14 protein-coding genes and 2 tRNA genes are annotated in these 18,909 nt (G+C 47.0%); 10 read left to right on the top strand and 6 right to left on the bottom strand.

Going from position 1 to position 18,909, the window contains the following annotated elements:
• The first annotated feature begins 5 nt into the window (after positions 1-5).
• The 3 genes from KOE27_RS05870 to KOE27_RS29580 all read left to right on the top strand — a co-directional run bounded on the left by KOE27_RS05870 (position 6) and on the right by KOE27_RS29580 (position 1,252).
• Positions 6-89: transfer RNA gene (locus KOE27_RS05870), tRNA-Leu, on the top strand.
• A 160-nt stretch (positions 90-249) separates the two neighbouring features.
• On the top strand, positions 250-612 hold the full coding sequence (locus KOE27_RS05865; protein ID WP_215237885.1) for an ISAon1 family transposase N-terminal region protein: 363 nt from the start codon (positions 250-252) through the stop codon (positions 610-612).
• A complete protein-coding gene (locus KOE27_RS29580) occupies positions 587-1,252 on the top strand; it encodes an ISAon1 family transposase (RefSeq protein ID WP_310590062.1) in 666 nt (221 codons plus the stop codon). Before KOE27_RS05865 ends, KOE27_RS29580 begins: the two co-directional genes overlap by 26 nt.
• Here KOE27_RS29580 and istB read toward each other — a convergent pair.
• Together istB and istA are read right to left on the bottom strand one after the other, a co-directional pair.
• Positions 1,243-1,992, bottom strand: coding sequence for an IS21-like element helper ATPase IstB (gene istB / locus KOE27_RS05855; protein ID WP_215236847.1), 750 nt, complete (start codon positions 1,990-1,992; stop codon positions 1,243-1,245). The two genes, KOE27_RS29580 and istB, sit on opposite strands and share 10 nt — an antisense overlap.
• A 21-nt stretch (positions 1,993-2,013) precedes the next feature.
• Positions 2,014-3,543: an IS21 family transposase gene (istA, locus tag KOE27_RS05850; protein ID WP_229252658.1), complete on the bottom strand. Its 1,530-nt coding sequence runs from the start codon at positions 3,541-3,543 to the stop codon at positions 2,014-2,016.
• On the opposite strand from istA, the gene KOE27_RS05845 reads away from it, so the two are divergent.
• Positions 3,542-3,775, top strand: coding sequence for a hypothetical protein (locus tag KOE27_RS05845; protein WP_215237884.1), 234 nt, complete (start codon positions 3,542-3,544; stop codon positions 3,773-3,775). The two genes, istA and KOE27_RS05845, sit on opposite strands and share 2 nt — an antisense overlap.
• A 68-nt stretch (positions 3,776-3,843) precedes the next feature.
• Here KOE27_RS05845 and KOE27_RS05840 read toward each other — a convergent pair whose 3' ends face one another.
• Positions 3,844-4,179 (bottom strand): PadR family transcriptional regulator, encoded by a 336-nt coding sequence (locus tag KOE27_RS05840; protein WP_215237883.1) that lies wholly within the window; start codon positions 4,177-4,179, stop codon positions 3,844-3,846.
• A gap of 1,518 nt (positions 4,180-5,697) precedes the next feature.
• Between KOE27_RS05840 and KOE27_RS05835 the strand changes: the two genes are divergently transcribed.
• The 4 genes from KOE27_RS05835 (at position 5,698) to KOE27_RS05820 (ending at position 13,185) form a co-directional block, all read left to right on the top strand.
• Positions 5,698-6,282 carry an RNA polymerase sigma factor gene (locus tag KOE27_RS05835; protein ID WP_215237882.1) on the top strand — a complete coding sequence of 195 codons (585 nt, stop codon included), beginning with the start codon at positions 5,698-5,700 and terminating at the stop codon, positions 6,280-6,282.
• A gap of 131 nt (positions 6,283-6,413) precedes the next feature.
• Positions 6,414-7,622 carry a FecR family protein gene (locus KOE27_RS05830; RefSeq protein WP_215237881.1) on the top strand — a complete coding sequence of 403 codons (1,209 nt, stop codon included), beginning with the start codon at positions 6,414-6,416 and terminating at the stop codon, positions 7,620-7,622.
• Positions 7,623-7,812: 190 nt separating this feature from the next.
• Positions 7,813-11,409, top strand: a complete 3,597-nt coding sequence (locus KOE27_RS05825) for a TonB-dependent receptor (protein ID WP_229252657.1) — start codon at positions 7,813-7,815, stop codon at positions 11,407-11,409.
• Positions 11,410-11,421: 12 nt separating this feature from the next.
• The gene (locus KOE27_RS05820; RefSeq protein ID WP_215237880.1) at positions 11,422-13,185 is read left to right on the top strand and encodes a RagB/SusD family nutrient uptake outer membrane protein; all 1,764 of its coding nucleotides are present in this window, start codon (positions 11,422-11,424) and stop codon (positions 13,183-13,185) included.
• 578 nt (positions 13,186-13,763) lie between these two features.
• On the opposite strand, the gene KOE27_RS05815 is transcribed toward KOE27_RS05820, so the two are convergent.
• Together KOE27_RS05815 and KOE27_RS05810 are read right to left on the bottom strand one after the other, a co-directional pair.
• Positions 13,764-14,099, bottom strand: a complete 336-nt coding sequence (locus KOE27_RS05815) for a hypothetical protein (protein ID WP_215237879.1) — start codon at positions 14,097-14,099, stop codon at positions 13,764-13,766.
• 462 nt (positions 14,100-14,561) lie between these two features.
• Positions 14,562-14,633: transfer RNA gene (locus tag KOE27_RS05810), tRNA-Glu, on the bottom strand.
• A 260-nt stretch (positions 14,634-14,893) separates the two neighbouring features.
• Between KOE27_RS05810 and KOE27_RS05805 the strand changes: the two genes are divergently transcribed.
• Complete coding sequence (locus tag KOE27_RS05805) at positions 14,894-17,383, top strand: M14 family zinc carboxypeptidase (RefSeq protein ID WP_215237878.1); 2,490 nt, start codon at positions 14,894-14,896, stop codon at positions 17,381-17,383.
• A 78-nt stretch (positions 17,384-17,461) separates the two neighbouring features.
• On the opposite strand, the gene aroQ is transcribed toward KOE27_RS05805, so the two are convergent.
• Positions 17,462-17,875 carry a type II 3-dehydroquinate dehydratase gene (gene aroQ / locus KOE27_RS05800; RefSeq protein WP_215237877.1) on the bottom strand — a complete coding sequence of 138 codons (414 nt, stop codon included), beginning with the start codon at positions 17,873-17,875 and terminating at the stop codon, positions 17,462-17,464.
• A 97-nt stretch (positions 17,876-17,972) separates the two neighbouring features.
• On the opposite strand from aroQ, the gene xerD reads away from it, so the two are divergent.
• Positions 17,973-18,893 carry a site-specific tyrosine recombinase XerD gene (gene xerD / locus KOE27_RS05795; protein ID WP_215237876.1) on the top strand — a complete coding sequence of 307 codons (921 nt, stop codon included), beginning with the start codon at positions 17,973-17,975 and terminating at the stop codon, positions 18,891-18,893.
• The last annotated feature ends 16 nt before the right edge of the window (positions 18,894-18,909 follow it).

The raw sequence follows: 18,909 nt of genomic DNA, 5'->3' as shown, positions 1-18,909 counted from the left end.
TCAATGCCCGGATGGCGGAATTGGTAGACGCGTTGGTCTCAAACACCAATGAGGTTACACTCGTGCCGGTTCGACTCCGGCTCCGGGTACTGAACGGGATTCTGTCCCAAAATTGACTGGGCTGCTCGATAACGAGCAGCCCTTTTTCTTTGATTTTCAGTAAGTTATGAGAGAATACGGATCAAATCAAAAACTTGTGGAGGGGATAGGATTTATCTAGGTTTGTGTTTTTAATCAAACCAGTTCGTTTTGGAGAGTTTCTTACCCATTATTCAGTTTCTATTACCTGAGTTCATCCTCGAAAATTTTGAGTTAACTTCTATCGACCGGCAGGATGGTGTCTTCCACGTGCATATTGATGAGAAAAATGCGGACGAGACTGATCCAGAAAGAAGGAACCTGCTCTCCAAAGGCTTCTTCCCGACGATTACTGTCCAGGATTTCCCGATTCGGGGCCATAAAGTCTTTCTTCACATTAAACGCCGCAGATGGCTTAATAGCAAAACAGGAAAAGTAGTGTACAGAGATTGGGCAGAAGTAGGCAAAGGAACGCGAATGACTAGTGAATTCGCGGCTTTTTTAAAAGATATCAGTAGATATCAACCCGAATAGCGCCTGGGCGATTGGACGGTTCTATGGGGTTAACGGCAAAAGCTTATTACGTCAATACCGCGATTTTCAAAGTGGGTTTAAAAATTGGGACCAACGGGGCCATGCTAAAAAGTGGCTGCTCTTTCCTCAAAATCTAGGATCCCACCTATCAATCGACGAGACCAGTCTTTCTCACGGCGAACTCTACACCATTCTTACAAACAAAGCAGCCAGAGGCGGTAAAGGCAGTATAGTGGCCATTGTGGCTGGCACCAAAGCAGAAGCGGTCATTGAGGTCATCCGCAAAATTCCGGAATCACTTCGCAAGAAAGTGACTGAAATAACCTTAGACATGGCCAGTAGCATGACTATGATCGCCAAGCGTTGTTTCCCGCGGGCAGTGCGCGTCACTGACCGCTTCCATGTACAAAGATTGGCAGTCGAAGCCCTTCAAGAAATCCGCATTAAACACCGATGGGATGCGTTGGACAAGGAAAACGATGCCATTGAGCAGGCAAAGGTTTCTCAGACTGGGTATTTCGGAGAAGTTGACCACCTGATTCCGTGGCAAATTGACCACCTAATTAACTGGCGGCCGGTAGTAGAAAATGCTAGTAGAAGCGATTCAAAATTAGTAAATAAAAGTTATAATTATTCGTAGCTGGTTTCGAGCTCCGTTTTTCGTTTTCTTCTCATTGATTCCCCCTTTAATTCAACCCGGTGTGCATCATGTACTATACGATCTAAAATGGCATCAGCAATGGTTTTTTCTCCTATTACTTCATGCCATTTGCTAACAGGCAACTGAGAAGTAATTATCAGGGATGTTTTTCCGTGCCTGTCTTCTATGATTTCCATCAGTGCTGCCCGGCTCTGGGCATCGAACGGCTGGATACCAAAGTCGTCCAGGATAAGAAGTTGTTGCCGTTCTATTTTTGTAATTTCTTTGATATAGGATCCATCCGCCTTGGCCATTTTGAGTTTGGCAAACAATTTGGGAGTACTGGCATACATTACGCGGTAGCCAAGTATACATGCCTGATGACCAATCGCAGATGCTACATAGCTTTTACCGATTCCGGTACTGCCTGTGATCAGTAGGTTTTCATTTCGGCCAATAAAGGAGCATTCTGCTAGGCGCATGATCTGATTACGGTCAATACTTCTATCAGCATGATAGTGGATATTTTCGACCATGGCCTTATAGCGGAACCGTGCGTACAAGATCTGGCGTTCGACCCGACGGTTATTTCTGTCATCCCATTCAGCGTCAACTAGATGAGCTAAAAGCTCATCCGCCGTGTAATCATTAGTCTTTCCACTTTCCAGGCTACTTTTAAAGGCATGGAACATGCCGTAAAATTTTAGCTTGCGTAACTTTTCCAAAGTGTTTGTGTTCATTTTTATTAATTGTTTAAAGGATTATTGATAATAGTCTTCGCCTCTGATATTATCGTGTTTGGGCATGGGTAATTCGTCTGCAAACAGGCTGTCTTCATATTGATCCATATTTTTTTCCAGTATAGTCTGGATTGTTTTATAGTTGTAGATACCATAGCTTAAAGCCCTTTGGCACGCGCTGATCAGGCGTTGTTCACCAGCTTTCTTCGCAAAAGAGAGGATACCAATACAGGAGCGGTAGGCCTGTTCGGGATGCTGTTTGCGATCCAGGATTTTAAGAATATACAACCTGACATCTTCATGGATCGAGGAAGCCCACTCCAAGAATCGATCTGGTGTCCAGTCTGTTACGAAGCGGTGTGTACTGGCCAGATGTTCTTTATCGGTAGAATAATTATAGGGACTTTTAAGCCTTTTATGAAGGGCGATACGTTCGTAATGATAATATGCTTCAACCACAGAATTGGAATACAACAACTTGACTTTCTTGCCGATAAACCGGTATGGGACACTATAATAGTGCTTGTCAACGCTCAGGCAGACATGTCCGTTCTTCATTACAGTGGCATGTAGCTGTTTTTTGAACTCATAATGCAGGATCGGAAGCGGGGCCAGAGCACTGCGCTCAATTTCTTCAAACTGGAGTCTGCGACTGTAATTACGGCCCCGAAGCAGTTGGTTATTATGAGCCTCGAGAGCAATCAATATAGCTGCGTTTAACTCTGTCAGTGAGTTGTAAACCTGCTTTCTTAAAGGCGCATAAATACGGCTGTAAACGATTTTGACAGCACCTTCCACCAACGCCTTATCTCTTGGCCGGTAAGCGCGTGCAGGTAATATCGTAGTCCCATAATGATCAGCAAAATCGGCAAAGGCCTCGTTCAGCGTAGGTTCGTATTTATTGCTTTTTATAACAGCAGCTTTAAGGTTATCCGGAACAATTGCTGCCGGCACACCACCGATATAATGAAGTGCATTCTCGCAAGCTGCGATCAGATCTTCTTTTTGCTGGCTACTGACTGCTTCCACGTAAGTGAGTTGACTCGCTCCCAGGATAGCCACAAACACTTCAACCTCAGTTAATTCACCAGTCTCTTTATCTACAATACTTAATTTAACACCTGCAAAATCGATGTACAGCTTATCGCCGGCCTTATGGTCCTGATGCATCACAGGGTTAACGCGGGCCTTCCATTTGGTCAGATGAAAGCAAAACTGGGTATAAGCAAATCCTTCCGGAAATTCCTTTTTATAGGCTTCCCAAAGCATATGACGGGTAACACCTGTCCGTTTTAATTCTTTGTCTATTTGCGGAAAACAACGTTGCAGATTCAACAATCTGTCTTGCGGTGGCTGCTGTTTAACCGTTCCGAAAAAGTCATCCAGCTCTTTATCATTCAGGCTGTTGATCTGTTCAAAGGTAAGTCCGCTCGCATCAAAAGTGGTCATGTACTTCTTAGCGGTATTGCGGGAAACACCTGTCTGTTCCGCTATCCAGAGCTTGCTGCGGCCCTGGCTGTACATCCGTAAAATCTGTCTTATTTTGCTCATGCTGATTGTCGAATTGGCCATACCTTTTACACGATTGGTTCGTGCCAAAAATATGGTTGATTCTACAGCATTTTCTAATCTCTCAGGTGGTCAGTTTACTCCGGAATCAGGTGGTCAGTTTGATCCGAAATGGGGTGGTCAATTTCGCCCGGAACAGGTGGTCAGTTTAAACCGAATTGGGGTGGTCAGTTTCACCGAATTTTCCAGTGTGGAGCAACCAACATTTTTATGACGCTCGTAAGATATCGGGGCGGCTGATCTCGTTTTGATTTTTCTGACTTCATGGCTTTTCGGAGATGATCAGTTCCATTCGAGACGGATGGCAGGCAGGATCCGGTCCCACAGCCGGTTACGAACAGCCCTGGATTCTTCCAGTACCCGGCCACCCAGCCCGGTTACCGCGTAAAGCCTCTTCCGGCGACCGCCTCTTTCCGCAGTTGCGTCCCCCCAGACGGATCTTAAATAACCTTTTTGTTCAAGTCGCTGCATGGCTGCATGCACGGCACCGGACGTCACGATATTACCCGTTTCGCGTTCCAGCTCTTCCGCGATGGCGATCGTATAAGCGTTTGGCGACAAAGCTGCAACCGCCAGCAGAACAACCTCCTCAAATTCACCCAGATCACTCCTTCTCATTAACAGCAGGATTTTGTCAATTTCAATATATAATCTCTTTCTGTATAACAAATGATATGCCAGAAGGCTAAACAAGCATAAAACCAACAGAATCAATCATTTAGCAAATAAGACTAAACAGTAACCGTCCGATTTTGGACAATCGGTGTTCGGCCCTGTACTATGGACAGCGGATGAAAACACGAGACGTGCTTACCTATGATAAGTTCATTGAGGTTATTTCATGCAGGGAATTGACGTCCCCAGGGTATTTAACGCAATAATGAAGTAGGTATAATTAATCTTTTTCACTTCGCCGAGCAGTGTCCAAATCAACTCTTATAAATCCTCCATTCTCGGGATGAAAGTGTTGAATTTGTCGGATTGGTTCAAAAAACTGGCGCCTGTTAAAAAACTTGTGGAGAGGAAATGGAATTTCATAGAGTTTAGATAGTCTGAAAAGCAAGAAGTAGATATCGGCAATTTACACACTACCACAACTGGACCGCCTCGCAATTGAAACGTGGCAAATTACTGTGAGCGTTACCCCTTAATCAAGAAAGCTTACAATATCTCTTTGGAGTTGGGGACCATCTTTCGAACTTGTACTTCTTAAAGAAGGTGTCTTCAAAAAATTGGCACCATGGCACAATAGCCTTGAAGATTAAAAGTAAGGTTTTATAGAATTGTGAAAGCAAAAAAGCCCCTCAAACTGACTTTAAGAGCTTTTGTACCTGTAACGGGACAAATGTCTAACCTGTTTGTCGATGATCTGAAAGTGTGATATCGGGATTGACTATCTGCAACGGAGAGTTTGATGGTCGTGTGGCAAAGCAATTTATGACTCATCTTGGACGGTATAGCTTGCCGTAGTATGGTCTAGAGCCAAATTCCGGACTGTTGCCTGCGGTTTTTACTTTCATGGCCTTAACACGTACCTCCTTATCCTGCTGGATAACCGGGCTCTGTTTCAAAATATGGATATTCAGCTTCGTGTAGTTCTCGATGACAACAAAAAGCTGAGTGGCAAGATCCAGGATTCCATCTATGGTTTAGGCAAGGGATTACCGTATTCGATCACAGCGCTTATCCCTGGAATGCTGTGCTACGTATACATAACTATGTATGTAGACTACCAGCGGATTTAGAATTGCTAATCAAAAAGACACATGAAAATCAGAAACAAAAAGGCAGACCGCTTAATGAAAAGCTACCGCCAAACAGGAGTACTTCTCAGTCTGGGTAAGCTCAGATCCGAAAAAACATATTAATTAACTGATATTCAATGACATATATTAAGATATGGACGTCTGGCTACAATATCGGCTTATGTTCTACGGCAAAAAAATTGTTACAGCCGCTGGACTTTGGAATGGAAACGAGTGGGTATAAGTAATACAAAACCAAGATGGTTTTGCATAAACAGAATTACGGTATTTGGTCGTTGCAAATGGACAGGCAAAAAATATGCGTTTTCGTGCACAGGCCGTAACTCATTAATGGAGAAAATCGCTAAATTCGTTTTTCTCAAGATATTCTATGCGCGACGACGACCATCTTTATGATCTGGAATTGTATAGCCTCGCAAAGTCGGGTGATGAGAACGCCTTCACGATGTTATACCGCCGTCACTGGCAAAGCCTTTTCAATGGGGCCTATAAGCGGCTGCAATGCAAAGACCAGTCGCAGGACATTGTTCAGAATGTATTCATTGATTTTTGGGAGAGAAGAAGTTCCCTCGACGTAGGCAACGTGGAGGCCTACCTGCACACAGCCGTGCGTTTCCAGGTTTTTAAATATACAGCCCGCCAGCCGCAGAATGCGCAACTGCTGAACACCTTCGAAGTAAGCCTGGCCGCCGCGGGCCACGCGGACGAAACGGTACTCGAAGAAGAAATCCGTGCGCTGCTCAGCCTGTGGATTGAAGCCCTGCCGTCAAGGCGCCGCGAAATTTTTCTTCAACATTACTTCGAAGGCTTATCAACCTCCGAAATTGCCGCGCGGCTCAACATTGCTCAGAAAACCGTACAGAATCAGCTCAATACCGCCACCATTGAGCTTCGGACGAAGTTTGATAAAATTCTGTGCCTCGACCTGATCGCGCTTACATTCTTATTCCAGTAAAGCAACCTGAGCGTTTTTATTCGGCCTTTTTGAAAAAAAATAGAAAAAATCCCAAAATGTCTTGGGAGTAAGGGGGTGGTTTCGGTACATGTGTCTGAGGACGGTACGAAATTGGCCGTCCGTCCCGTGTTATGAAAGCATTTGAAGGCAAGGAGGATTTACTCAGAATGGTCCGGAAGTACCTGAACGGAAGCGCCAATGAAAAGGAGCGGGCGTTTTTGGAAAAGTTGTATCAAAACCACGACCGGGAACATGACGTGCTCGATCAATACATCGACCAGGACAGAGAGGAATTGGGTAGGAAAATGGAGGAAAATATCCTCCAAGGCATTTCGGCACACCGCACAAAAAACCTCTCCATATTCTCGTGGCCGAGGCTCGCTGCGGCCGCTGCAGTGGTGTTGATTGCACTGGGTATCCTGTTATACCACAGAAACCGGCCGGAAAATACACTTCGCCCCATCACTCAAAAGCCTACCGACTTTGAGCCGGGAGGCGAACGCGCCCTACTCACATTAGCGGATGGCTCTACGTTGGTACTCGACAGTTCCACCCGCGGACAGATTGCGAGCCAGGGAAACGCAACGATCATAAAAAACGGGGACAGCGAGCTGTCGTACCAGATCAGTGAAAAGGAGAATGAGGTGGCAGGCATGAACACGATCAGTACGCCTGCCGGCGGGCAATACAGCATTAAACTCCCGGATGGCAGCCAGGTATGGCTGAATGCCCGGTCGTCCATTACTTTTCCGACAGTATTTTATGGCAATGAGCGGCGCGTGGAGGTGCGGGGCGAAGTTTATTTCGAAATCAGGAAAGAGAACGGCAGGCCCTTCGTGGTGGACGTGGATGGGAAGCAGCAGGTGATTGTAATGGGCACACATTTCAATATAAATGCCTATTCGGATGAACCCGAAATACGAACGACATTACTCGAAGGGTCGGTGCGCGTAACAACGGCGAGTGCTGGCGGAGAAAACCTGCTGCTGATACCTGGGGAACAGGCCAGCCTCCACGCCAGCGGCCAGTCCGGTGGCCATTTGCGTAAGGCAGAGGTGGATGTAAACGACGCGGTTGCCTGGAAAAACGGGCTGTTCCAGTTTCGCGAAACATCGCTAGTGGCTATCATGCGTGATATCGGGCGATGGTATAATGTAGAGGTGACGTATCCCGAGGGCATTCCGCACAAGCGGTTCTCGGGCAAGCTGAGGCGCAACTCAAAAGCATCGGAAATACTGGAAATCTTGAAGTTTGCGGGTGTGAACTTCCGCATAGAGGGAAGTGAATCGGCCGGATATAATGGCAAGATCGTTGTATTGCCGGGAGAGAAGAACTTATAATGCAGTCTGTTTTTTCACTAAACCACCTATTTATGGTAGCAAATTTACGAAGCCCCTAACCCCGCCGCCCAGTTAAGAAAAAGCCGCAGACGTGCTTGGAACCACATCTACGGCGACATTTGGGCTAACCGCTACGGCATTGCCGTGCAAGAATCTCACATCTTTTATTAACCAAAACTTTGTAAAAGTAATGAATTTTCATTCACAAGGGAAGACTGTGCCCGATGCAGAGCAGGATTTCCCGTGCCTGCCCGAAGGGCCCGAGAAGCCATCGCGCATCTCAACGTTATCCAAGCAGCAGATTATTATGCGCCTTAACCTAATTACGATGATGCTGATCGTCCTGCTGGTTCGCGCCCAGGCAGGGAGTTTCGCACAGCCCATTACGCTTTCCGAGAAAAATGCACCGATCGAGCGCGTTTTCGGTGTGATAGAGGCGCAAAGCGGACATGTATTTTTCTACGATAGCGAGGATGTACGCGGCCTGAAAGTAAGCGTGAACATGAAAAAAGCTTCTCTTCCGGAGACATTAAAGCAGTGCTTTCAGGGACTGCCGCTGGCCTACAAGATCGTCGACAAAACGGTGGTGGTGAGAAAGTTGGAAACTCCTCACCAAAAAGCCGCGGAACCACAACCGGTATCGCTGGTCCGAGAAATCCAGGCGGACATTAGGGTCACAGGCAAAGTGCTCGACGACAAGGGCGATGCTTTGCCCGGCGTGAGCATACTGCTCAAAGGAACGAGCGAAGGGACTTCGTCGGACATTAATGGTAACTGGGAGCTGTCTATCCCGGATAAAAGCGCAATACTCGTTTTCAGCTTCGTTGGCTTTACAACCCAGGAGGTTGGGGTAGGCAACCAGTCGGTGATTAATATTACCATGGCACCCGACATCCGTGGATTGGAAGAGCTGGTGGTGGTGGGCTATGGTGCCCAGAAGAAAGTGAACCTTACTGGCGCCATTACGTCCGTCAACTCGGTGGACCTGAACAACCAATCGGCTTCCAACCTCTCGAACACGCTTGCAGGCCGTGCGCCAGGCGTAAATGTGACAAATACCTCCGGGCTCTCGGGCGCGTCGTCATCCATACGTATGCGCGGGAGTTTCGGCGATCCGCTTTACGTGATAGACGGCATCGTGCGCGACAAGGAAGCATTCGATGTGCTGGAAGCGAACGAGATCGACCAGATGAACTTCCTCAAAGACGCTGCTACGGCCTCCATCTACGGCTCGCGTGCAGGAAATGGTGTAGTACTGGTAACAACCAAATCGGGCGTTCAGCAGAAGCCTACTTTTAATTTTCAATCCAACTACTCCACCAACCGTCCAACGCAGACGCTCCTCTCCGACCTGACGACCGCCGAGGACGAGCTCATTTACCAGAACCGGGTGGCGCAGTTCAACGGCACACCGATCCCGAACGGGCAGCGCGAGTTTGACTACTTCAAAGACAAACGTTACAATGTCCACGATTTGATCTGGCAAAATCCTTACAGCCACCGGCATTCATTGAGTGTGACCGGCGGAGATAAGAAAATTACTTACTACTCACTGCTCAGCTATCGCGCCGAAGAAGGGTCTTATAAAAGTCTGGAAAACAGCAAGTTCAATTTGCGTACAAATGTAACCGCGCAAGTGAACGATGCCGTCAAAGTGGGCCTCAACATCGCCGCTTACCAACAAAGCCTCGACCGTTTTTACTGGCCTTTTACCGGCGACGACGATTTTGACGTATCCGATTTATACCGTGTGACTTTCAACTGGCCCAAGCTGTACCCCTTCTATACCACGGCCGACGGCACACCCGCCGACCACCCGACCGCCTACCCCGTGCAAACGCCTATGGGCAGCTGGCAGGCTTGGAGCGTGATAGACCAGGTGATCGGCGACCGCTACATAAAAACCCGTACCCGCAATTTGAATTCCATTTTAACACTGGATATCAAACTCGACAAGCTCATTCCGGGGCTTTCGACCAAGATCCTGGGAAACTACATTGGTCAGGATTACATGCGGAAGAAGTACATGACCTTCCAGAAAAACTATGTTTTCAACCAGGCCGACCCGAACGGAAACCGTTTCATTCCTGCGGCCCCTGACGAGAACAAGGTCAACATTTTCACATTCAGCCAGAATCAACCGTCGCTCACATACTACATTTCCACCGGTTGGAGCTACCAATTCGACTGGTTTTTGAATTACAGCCGCACCTTTGGAAAACATGGCGTGGATGGTTTGGTGGTGTTTGAACAAGCACAAAATGCGCTCTACTCCGCCTCAGCACAGTTGGAGGAACCATTGACGCCTTACGACCAGTCTTTTGTATACTCTACCGACACGCAGCGCCGGAATGGCGACGCCTATGAGGAAACGGGTGCGCGAAGATCGTGGATCGGTCGACTGAACTACAATTTCGACAGTCGGTACATTGCCGAATTTTCCTTCCGGTACGACGGCAACACGCTGTTCCCGAAAGGCAAGCGCTGGGGTTTCTTTCCGTCGGCGTCGGCCGCATGGCGCATATCTGAAGAGCAGTTCATGAAAAACAGCACTTCTTTCCTCGACGACCTCAAACTGCGCCTTTCCTACGGTACTACCGGTAATGATCTGGATGTCTACAACGAAAAGATCAGTCCATTCTCGTACAGCTACCGCTACCAGAATGCGGGCAGCTATATTTTCGGGGATAAACTCTACCAAAGCATTGCTCCTGGCGCCACACCTAACCCGAATCTTACCTGGGCAACTTCGACCACCTACAACGCCGGTCTTGACTTCGGTTTCCTCAAAAACCGTCTTTACGGAACGCTGGATGTATTTCTGAAAAAAGAAACCAACATTCTTGGCTCTCGCTTGGTGACCCTGCCGGACAACTACGGCCAGAACCTGGCTCCTGAAAACTACGCGGCACGCTCATGGCGCGGTGCTGAATTATTTATGGAGTGGCGCGACAAGGCCTTAGACAACAAGGTAAATTATTCAATCAATGCCAATATCGGTTATTCCAAAGACCGTTGGGATATCCTCGACGAGTCAGCCGCGTTCCAGTCGGGCGGCAACCTCCATTTCCAGAGCCAGGTAGGCCAGCCTGCCAACCGCATTATTGGGCTTAAAGCTGTCGGTATGGTGCGCACGCAGGATGAACTGGATGCATTTCTTGACTCGGGTTTGAAACAATATGGCCGTAACCCTTACCTTGGGGGGCTCTATTTCGAAGATTTCCGAGGCGACGGCTATTCACCTGGTCCCGACGGCAAGATCGACGACAATGATATTCAGGTACTTTCTACCAATGCGACCCCGCGCATCAATTTCGGTTTTGGATTGAATGTTTCCTATAAAGGGCTCACCATCAACTCCCATTTCCAGGGAGTGGGTGCTTACGACCGCATTATCAGCAACCAGGAGGGCGAGGGGATGCGGCAGCACGGCGGAACGGTACGGCCCTACTATCCTATCTGGGCGGACGACGTGTGGACGCCCGAAAACCCGAATGCGAAATACCCGCGGCCCATTGGCAAGAGCTGGTACGAGTCGGGGACCGGTGCTACTTCCTTCTGGATCCGTAATGGTGCTTATTTGAGGCTGAAAAACCTGAACATCGCCTATAATATCCCAAAAAAATGGGCGTCCGTGCTTAAACTGGGCAGCCTGCAGGTATACGCAAATGGTACCAACCTGTTTGCGATCTCGAAAGTGAAGGAATTCCACGATCCGGAACAGAAAAACTACGACTCGTTCCCGATTATGAAAACCTACACCGTGGGCCTCGATTTTAAATTCTAAGCTGACAAAGACATGAAGAAAATACTATCCATGATTATCGGTTTCTCGCTCTTCTGCGCATCCTGCAAAGATGTGCTCGACGTCGAAGATATCAGCAACTACAACCCGGAACTCGTCTGGAACGACGCCAACCTGGCCAATGCCTATATGGCCAACCTGTACCCGATGTTTGGGAACTGGGACACGGGCGCAGACGGATTCAGCCAGCAACTGGCCGGAATCAATTTCTATTCCGACCGTATTACCATCACCAACGGCGAGTTCAAACTTTGGAATTACGACCTCATCCGGCTGATCAACCAGGCGATTGTGGACGTCAATAAAGGAAGGCTTTCCGACGCGGTGAAAGCCAACATTACGGCCCAGGCGCTTTTCATGCGGGCTTATACCTATTTCGAAATGGTGAAATTCCATGGCGGCGTGCCATACATTACTGTGCCGCAAGATCGCTATCAAGACGAGCTCGCCGTGCCGCGCAACTCTACTGCCGAATGCTTTAATCTGATCATACAGGACCTCGACCAGGCCATTGCCGGCCTGCCGAAGCGGATCGCCCCTACTTCCGGTGATTTCGGGAAGATCGACGGCAATTTTGCATTGGCATTCAAAGCTAAAGTATTGCTATGGAAAGCGTCTCCGCAGTTTAACCCTGCCAAACCTTTCAACAATTCGTATTGGACCGAGGCTTATGAAGTGAATAAAAAGGCCTATGAAGACCTGAAAACACAGGGCTATGGGCTGGTCGATAACTATTCGGATATAGCGCTATCAGAGCGCGGAAAGGAATCGATTTTTACGGTCATCAACTCCTACCCGAACAAAGTCGCCTCCTGGGACAACGGTGTGCGGCCCGGTTCCGAAAGCCGCGGCCCGGCTTCGGCGGTACCAACCTGGGAGTTCATTAAAGAGTATCCGATGAAGGACGGAAAGATGTTCAACGACCCGAGCGGTAAGTATTTCAAAAACGAAGAGGCATTGCTGCAAAGCTTCTGGAAAGACCGTGATCCCCGTTTCGACAAATCGATCGTCTGGAATGGCAAACTATATGAGGTTTCGGGCAAAGCAGGCAAGCGCCAGTATACGGCGCTGGGCGTCGCACACGAGTTGGACGATTTCGGGGTTAATCCCAAAGCGGGTGTCAACTCCACCAATCTCGACCGCTACACTGGCTTTTTTATTCTTAAAAACAGCCTTTTGAAACTGGCACAGTCGGAAGTAGAGCAATATGACGTGGATTTTGTCGTAATGCGTTTTGCAGAAGTAATGCTCAACTATGCAGAAACTGCCAACGAAACCGGCAAAATAGACGAGGCACTCGATATCCTGAAACAGATCCGCAAACGTGCCGGTATCGAGCCGGGTGCGGACGGAAACTATGGCATTGCAGCTACCAATACTGCTACTATGCGGGAGGTGATCCTTTCGGAACGCAACATCGAACTGGCATTCGAAGGACACCGGTTCTACGATCTCCGGAGGCTTCGCATGCTAGACCGCCTGGATGGTACCAGCAAGCACGGCGTGGAGGCGATCGCCATTCTGGCCAACGGCCAGGACATGCCTATCGGTGAAGCACGTGAGAAGGCAGGCAAATACGAGCTGGTGGAAACCAATTTTAAATACAGCCTGCTCCAAGTCCCGCGCTCGGGCGTGAAGGTGAATGTTGTCCCTGATAAATACTATTTCTTCCCTATTCAGCGCGATATTCTCGACAGAAACAAGAGCCTCGAACAGAACAAGGACTGGGGCGGAACATTCGATCCTACGTTACCATAACGGCCCCGATTCACTTACATTTACCAAAGCCGGTCGAGTTGTCTTCCGGCTTTGGTGTTTGTTGTGGTGTAAGTTATATATGCTTAATCCTAACTTACTCCACAACATTGGCTCATGTGAAAGAGGTGATGATCATCGAAAACAGCCCTGCCGGTGAGTAGGATCTGGAATTGCTGAAACAGGAATTCGACGAGCTGATTGACCGGGCAGCACACGGCTTGGGCATGGATGAACGTAACTAACAGATTGCGGAAGCTGTCGAACAGCTGGCCGAAGAACCGGAACTACCAGTGGTTGTCAAGTTTTCGGAACAATACAATTCAATGGTTATACCAGCCTGAACCCGATTGCTACCAGTGGCTACCTTACCGGGTGCGTTCATGGGATTCTCCTTGGTTCAAAGTTAACTTACGGCATCCGTTTCAAAAATCACTTAAACTGCCGTTTTAGAATGAATTTTTTCGAAATAATATTCATTTTACAGTCTCTGAAAATTAGTTGGACATAACATTTTTTACAATGTTTTCGGGAAGATCAATTTAGAATGCTCATTTTTAATTCCATTATGAAGATTTCTATTAATATTCCTTTTCAAGTTCGGTAATTATATATCTTGGATTTTCGACAGAATACCTGAAAGAAATAGAATCTCCTTCACTAAGCCTTTTGGGGTTTGAATCCCATCCGCCCGAAAATTCGAAATATCTGCTACCGATCTTATATCTGACTACCAAGCTATGTCCCTTGTACGATTTAAAATCTGTGATAAGTCCTCTAGAATAATTATAACTTCTGTTGACAGTCTCCAATCTAACTTGGTGCTCCTTTTCAATTCTGTTCACAAAAACGTAAAGACCAGTACAAACAAGGGCAATAAGTAAAATATTCAACAGTATTAATTTTATCTTTTTCATGCGTTTATGACTAGTGAGAATATTGCAAGAGGTTAAATTTTAGTTTCGCTCGGCTTGACTTCCCCTTTTTAGGCTTGTATAGATTCCACGGAGAACCCTTTACTGGATCAAAATAGCCGGAATGTAGTGCTTCGTTATAGATGGCTTTAATAGTCTTCATGTTTGCATGAATTGTATTCAGCACATTACCTTCTTTTTGAGATGCCTTTCGAAGTTTATGAGAAATTCATAGGTGAACTCTGTAAAGTAAAGCCCCTTAGTGCCAACATACTCTTCGAGTTCAACGTGGAAGGTGATATTGCTCATCGAAAATTCCAAACTTTTCTGAAACATTCGCCGATAGTTTTGGATTTGATCCCCGATACCGGCGACTTTTGGCGACAGCAATAAACAAAAAAACCGCCATAAATCGAAATTTAGGCGGTTTTTACGAGTTTCAGAAAGTGCCTGTGCACGGTTTTGTGACCCATAGGGGAATCGAACCCCTGTTTCAACCGTGAAAGGGTCGTGTCCTAACCGCTAGACGAATGGGCCGACTGGTCTCCTACTTCGTGCGTTTTTTCAACACTTTCTTTCACTTTTCGTTTCCCTCTTCCGAAAACGTGGTGCAAATATGCAGGGTTGAATTTTAAAAAGCAAGTAGGAACCTAAAATAAAATTTACGTCTTCTCATACCTACCTATCTAACAGACACTTCCACCTGAAATTTTTTTTATTTAAATCGGACATAACAGTAAATCCCGGCATATTTATAAATTTGAACAGACCTCATCAGGTAAAATAATTTCTATTTTATGATCCAAACTATCCGCCTGCTTGCTTTCCTCCTTTTTACCCACACGGTGTTTGCTCAGCAACTCACACCCGACCAATTTCTGGGCTACGCCATGGGAACCAGGTTTACCTACCACCATCAGATCATTGAATATTTCAAATATACTGCGGGCCAGTATTCTGACCGTGTCAAAATTATCCAGTATGGTACCACCCAGGAAGGACGCCCGCTGATGGCGGCATTCATATCGTCCCCCGAAAACATTGCCAGGCTTGAAAATATCCGTACCAATCACTTGAAAAGCATAAGACTGCAGCCTGGCAACCCGGACGCACCCACCCCTCCGATCGTCTGGCTGAGTTATAATATCCATGGAAATGAAGCGGTTTCGGCGCATACCAGTATGAAGGTCTTATACGAATTGCTTAATCCCTCCAATAAACTTACTCAAGAGATTATTAAAAATACGGTTATCATTATAGACCCCTGCAGTAATCCGGACGGCTACGAACGGTATATAAGCTGGTATAACCGCTCTCAAAATGCGACACCGGACCTGACCCCTTTTGCACTTGAACACGATGAACCATGGCCAGGGGGAAGATACAACCATTATCTTTTTGATCTGAACCGGGACTGGGCCTGGCAGACACAGCTGGAAACCAAAGCCAGAATTGAACTATACAACCAATGGATGCCCCATTTACACGCTGATTTCCACGAAATGACCAGCAACGCCAGTTATTATTTCCCCCCGGCAGCCAAACCCTTACACAAGGATATTACAGCCTGGCAAAGGCAGTTCAATGAGCGTATAGGGGAATACTGCCGCAAATATTTTGATGAAAATAACTGGACCTACTTTACCAGAAACGACTACGACCTGTTCTATCCGAGTTATGGAGATACCTGGCCGACTTACAATGGAGCCATCGGTATGACCTTTGAACAGGGCGGAGGTGGTAAAGCGGGCCTCGGCATTGAACGCAAGAATGAAAACGATACCCTCACGCTTGCTACCCGGATAGCACATCATTATGCCACCAGTATGGCAACCCTGGAAGCCATCTACTCCAGCAAGGAGAAGGTGGTTTCCGAATTCATTAAGTTCCATGAAAATGCAGCTTCCAATCCTACCGGCAATTACAAAACTTATGTCGTAAAAACCGCTGGCAATACCGGACGCATCAGAGCTTTTGCCGAATACCTCGGCAGGCAGGGATTTACCTACGGTACAGCTGGAAAAGATTTTTCAGCAAAAGGGACAAACCTCACCGCAGCAACAGAAGAAACTATCAAAATCGAAAGTAACGACCTGGTGATCAGCGCATTTCAACCCAAATCCAATCTGCTGAGAATTTTGTTTGAACCTAAACCCGTCCTCGAGGATTCGATAACCTATGACATCACGAGCTGGGGTTTGGCATACTTGTTTGGCTTAAAAGCTTATGGCATTAAGGAAAAAATCACACCCATATCTTTTCAGCCTTCGGAACTGAAAAATAAAGTACCGGCCAATCCGCCATACGCCTATCTCGCACGCTGGTCGGAAGTGGAAGATGCCGTTTTTCTGTCGGCGTTGCTGAAAAAGAAAATATTGGTGCGAAGCTCCAATGTACCTTTTGAAATGGACAAACAGCACTTTGAAGCAGGTACACTCATCATCACCAAAAAGGGAAACGAACAGATCAAGTTGGATGAAATCGTGACCAGCCTGGCAGACAAACACCACATCAGGCTCATTCCCGTTTCAACAGGCTTTGTAACACACGGGCCTGATTTTGGCAACAATGATGTTGTCTCGCTGAAACAACCAAAAATTGTTGCGCTGGCGGGAGACGACATATCCCCGACCGCTCTGGGAGAAGTATGGCATTATTTCGAACAACAGATAGGTTATCCGCTCACCCTGGTGAATGCAGAGCGATTATCTGCTCTGCCCCTTCATGAAGTTGATGTTTTGATCCTACCCGATGGTCGTTATGCAAAAATCATAGGCGACAGGATGATCGACGCCCTGCAGGAATGGGTTAGGAACGGCGGGAAAATAGTAGCTCTTGAAAGAGCTACCGACTTATTCCTCAACAAACCGGGCTTTGGTTTAACAAAAAAATCCGCCGAACGAAGAAAGGAAACGGATGTACTGAAGAAATTCGGCAATCAGGAGCGTGAAGAAGCCGGGGACTCTTCCCCAGGCAGTATGTATCAGATTACCTTTGACAATACCCACCCTATCTCGTTCGGATGCAGCAAGGAGTATTTCACCCTGGTTAGAGAAGCTTATGAAAGAGATTACCTCAAAGAGGGATGGAATGTTGGGTACCTGCTCGACAATAATTACAAGGCAGGTTTCGTAGGCATAAAAATGGCGCCTAAACTTAAAAATACACTCATGATTGGCGTTCAGCCCATGGGCCTCGGAGAGGTTGTCTATCTGATGGACAACCCTTTGTTCCGTGGGATGCTGTATAATGGCAAAGTACTATTCAGCAATATCATTTTCAGGTAACGTTCGTTTTTCAGGGAAATACCAAAAGTATGCCGCCGTTACTGTGCGATACCTCCTGGTATTTCCATCCATTATCTTTTAAAAATATCTTACTGCAAATTCATACCCTTTGAGGCCCAAGCCACAGATCATTCCTTTGCAACGGCTGGTCAGATAGCTATGGTGCCGGAAAGCCTCCCGTGCATGAATATTGGAAATATGTACCTCCACCGCAGGTGTTGTAACGGAAGACAGAGCATCGGCCAGGGCAACGGAAGTGTGTGTCAGCCCACCGGCATTGATCACAATTCCGTCAAAAGAAAATCCCGTTTCATGGATCTTATCAATCAGCGCGCCTTCATGATTGGACTGAAAGTAGTGCAGCTCATACTCAGGGAAAGTGCTTTTCAGAATTTCAAAATAATCTTCAAAAGACTGGCTGCCATAAACGGTCGGTTCACGCTTTCCAAGCAGGTTCAGATTGGGGCCGTTAAGAATAAGTATTTTTTTCATCTTAAAAATATTAGAACAGAAGGCTGTATTTTAGACAAAATTTAAAAACCGGCCAGCAGATATCTCAAACAGGACGGTCATTCGGATACACAAAAATATGTGGCAAAGCTACATTAATCATTTCAAAAATTACCTGCGTCTGGAACGCTCTTTCTCCGACAATTCGGTAGAGGCCTATGTACGTGATGTCGAAAAACTGGCTGAGTATACCGAGCTGTCTGCCCTGAATCTGCCACCCACACAAATTCTGGAAAAACATATCACTGCTTTTCTTAAGTACATTTCCGAGCTGGGCCTCACGCCTCATTCACAGGCCCGGATACTTTCGGGAATCAAGGGATTTTACAAATACCTGGCGCTGGAAAATGAGATATCCCAGGACCCTACAGAGCTTGTGGAAGCCCCAAGGCTTCCCCGAAAACTGCCGGATGTACTGGCCTATCATGAAATTGAACAGATGCTGGAAGCCATAGACCACAGCACACCCGAAGGAACCCGGAACCGCGCGATTATTGAGGTACTGTACAGCTCCGGGCTGAGGGTTTCTGAACTTACAGGCCTGTTGCTGACGAATTGTTATTTCGACTCCGGATTTATAAAAATTGTGGGAAAAGGCGAAAAAACCAGATTGGTGCCCATCGGCTCCGAAGCAATCAAGTATACTAAAATATACATAGAACATATCCGCAAAGAACTGGATATCAAAACAGACAACGAGGACTACGTCTTTCTCAACAAAAGAGGCTCCCAGTTATCCAGGGTAATGATTTTCCTGATTATCAAGGACATTTCCGAAAAAGCAGGTATTCACAAAAACGTAAGTCCGCATACTTTCCGGCATTCTTTTGCTACGCACCTGATCGAAGGAGGTGCAAGCCTGCGTGCCGTACAGGAAATGCTTGGCCACGAGTCCATTACCACTACCGAAATTTACACCCATCTGGACCGTGACTACCTGCGCCAGGTGATTACCGAATTCCACCCGAGGAGTAGGGTTGAAGTAGGCGGTAGGCAGTAGGCTTGCGGGTGTGGTG

This window comes from Dyadobacter sp. CECT 9275 (assembly GCF_907164905.1).
In the GTDB taxonomy this organism is placed as follows: Bacteria; Bacteroidota; Bacteroidia; order Cytophagales; family Spirosomataceae; genus Dyadobacter; species Dyadobacter helix.
The sequence above is the reverse complement of the archived record's forward strand: the minus strand, read 5'-3'. Positions and strand labels throughout refer to the sequence as shown.

What these genes read in the sequence shown, in the direction of transcription:
- istB (WP_215236847.1), bottom strand. Translation starts at nt 1,992, where the DNA reads ATGAACACAAACACTTTGGAAAAGTTACGCAAGCTAAAATTTTACGGC.
- KOE27_RS05845 (WP_215237884.1), top strand. Translation starts at nt 3,542, where the DNA reads ATGCTGATTGTCGAATTGGCCATACCTTTTACACGATTGGTTCGTGCC.
- istA (WP_229252658.1), bottom strand. Translation starts at nt 3,543, where the DNA reads ATGAGCAAAATAAGACAGATTTTACGGATGTACAGCCAGGGCCGCAGC.
- KOE27_RS05840 (WP_215237883.1), bottom strand. Translation starts at nt 4,179, where the DNA reads ATGAGAAGGAGTGATCTGGGTGAATTTGAGGAGGTTGTTCTGCTGGCG.
- KOE27_RS05835 (WP_215237882.1), top strand. Translation starts at nt 5,698, where the DNA reads ATGCGCGACGACGACCATCTTTATGATCTGGAATTGTATAGCCTCGCA.
- KOE27_RS05830 (WP_215237881.1), top strand. Translation starts at nt 6,414, where the DNA reads ATGAAAGCATTTGAAGGCAAGGAGGATTTACTCAGAATGGTCCGGAAG.
- KOE27_RS05825 (WP_229252657.1), top strand. Translation starts at nt 7,813, where the DNA reads ATGAATTTTCATTCACAAGGGAAGACTGTGCCCGATGCAGAGCAGGAT.
- KOE27_RS05820 (WP_215237880.1), top strand. Translation starts at nt 11,422, where the DNA reads ATGAAGAAAATACTATCCATGATTATCGGTTTCTCGCTCTTCTGCGCA.
- KOE27_RS05815 (WP_215237879.1), bottom strand. Translation starts at nt 14,099, where the DNA reads ATGAAAAAGATAAAATTAATACTGTTGAATATTTTACTTATTGCCCTT.
- KOE27_RS05805 (WP_215237878.1), top strand. Translation starts at nt 14,894, where the DNA reads ATGATCCAAACTATCCGCCTGCTTGCTTTCCTCCTTTTTACCCACACG.
- aroQ (WP_215237877.1), bottom strand. Translation starts at nt 17,875, where the DNA reads ATGAAAAAAATACTTATTCTTAACGGCCCCAATCTGAACCTGCTTGGA.
- xerD (WP_215237876.1), top strand. Translation starts at nt 17,973, where the DNA reads ATGTGGCAAAGCTACATTAATCATTTCAAAAATTACCTGCGTCTGGAA.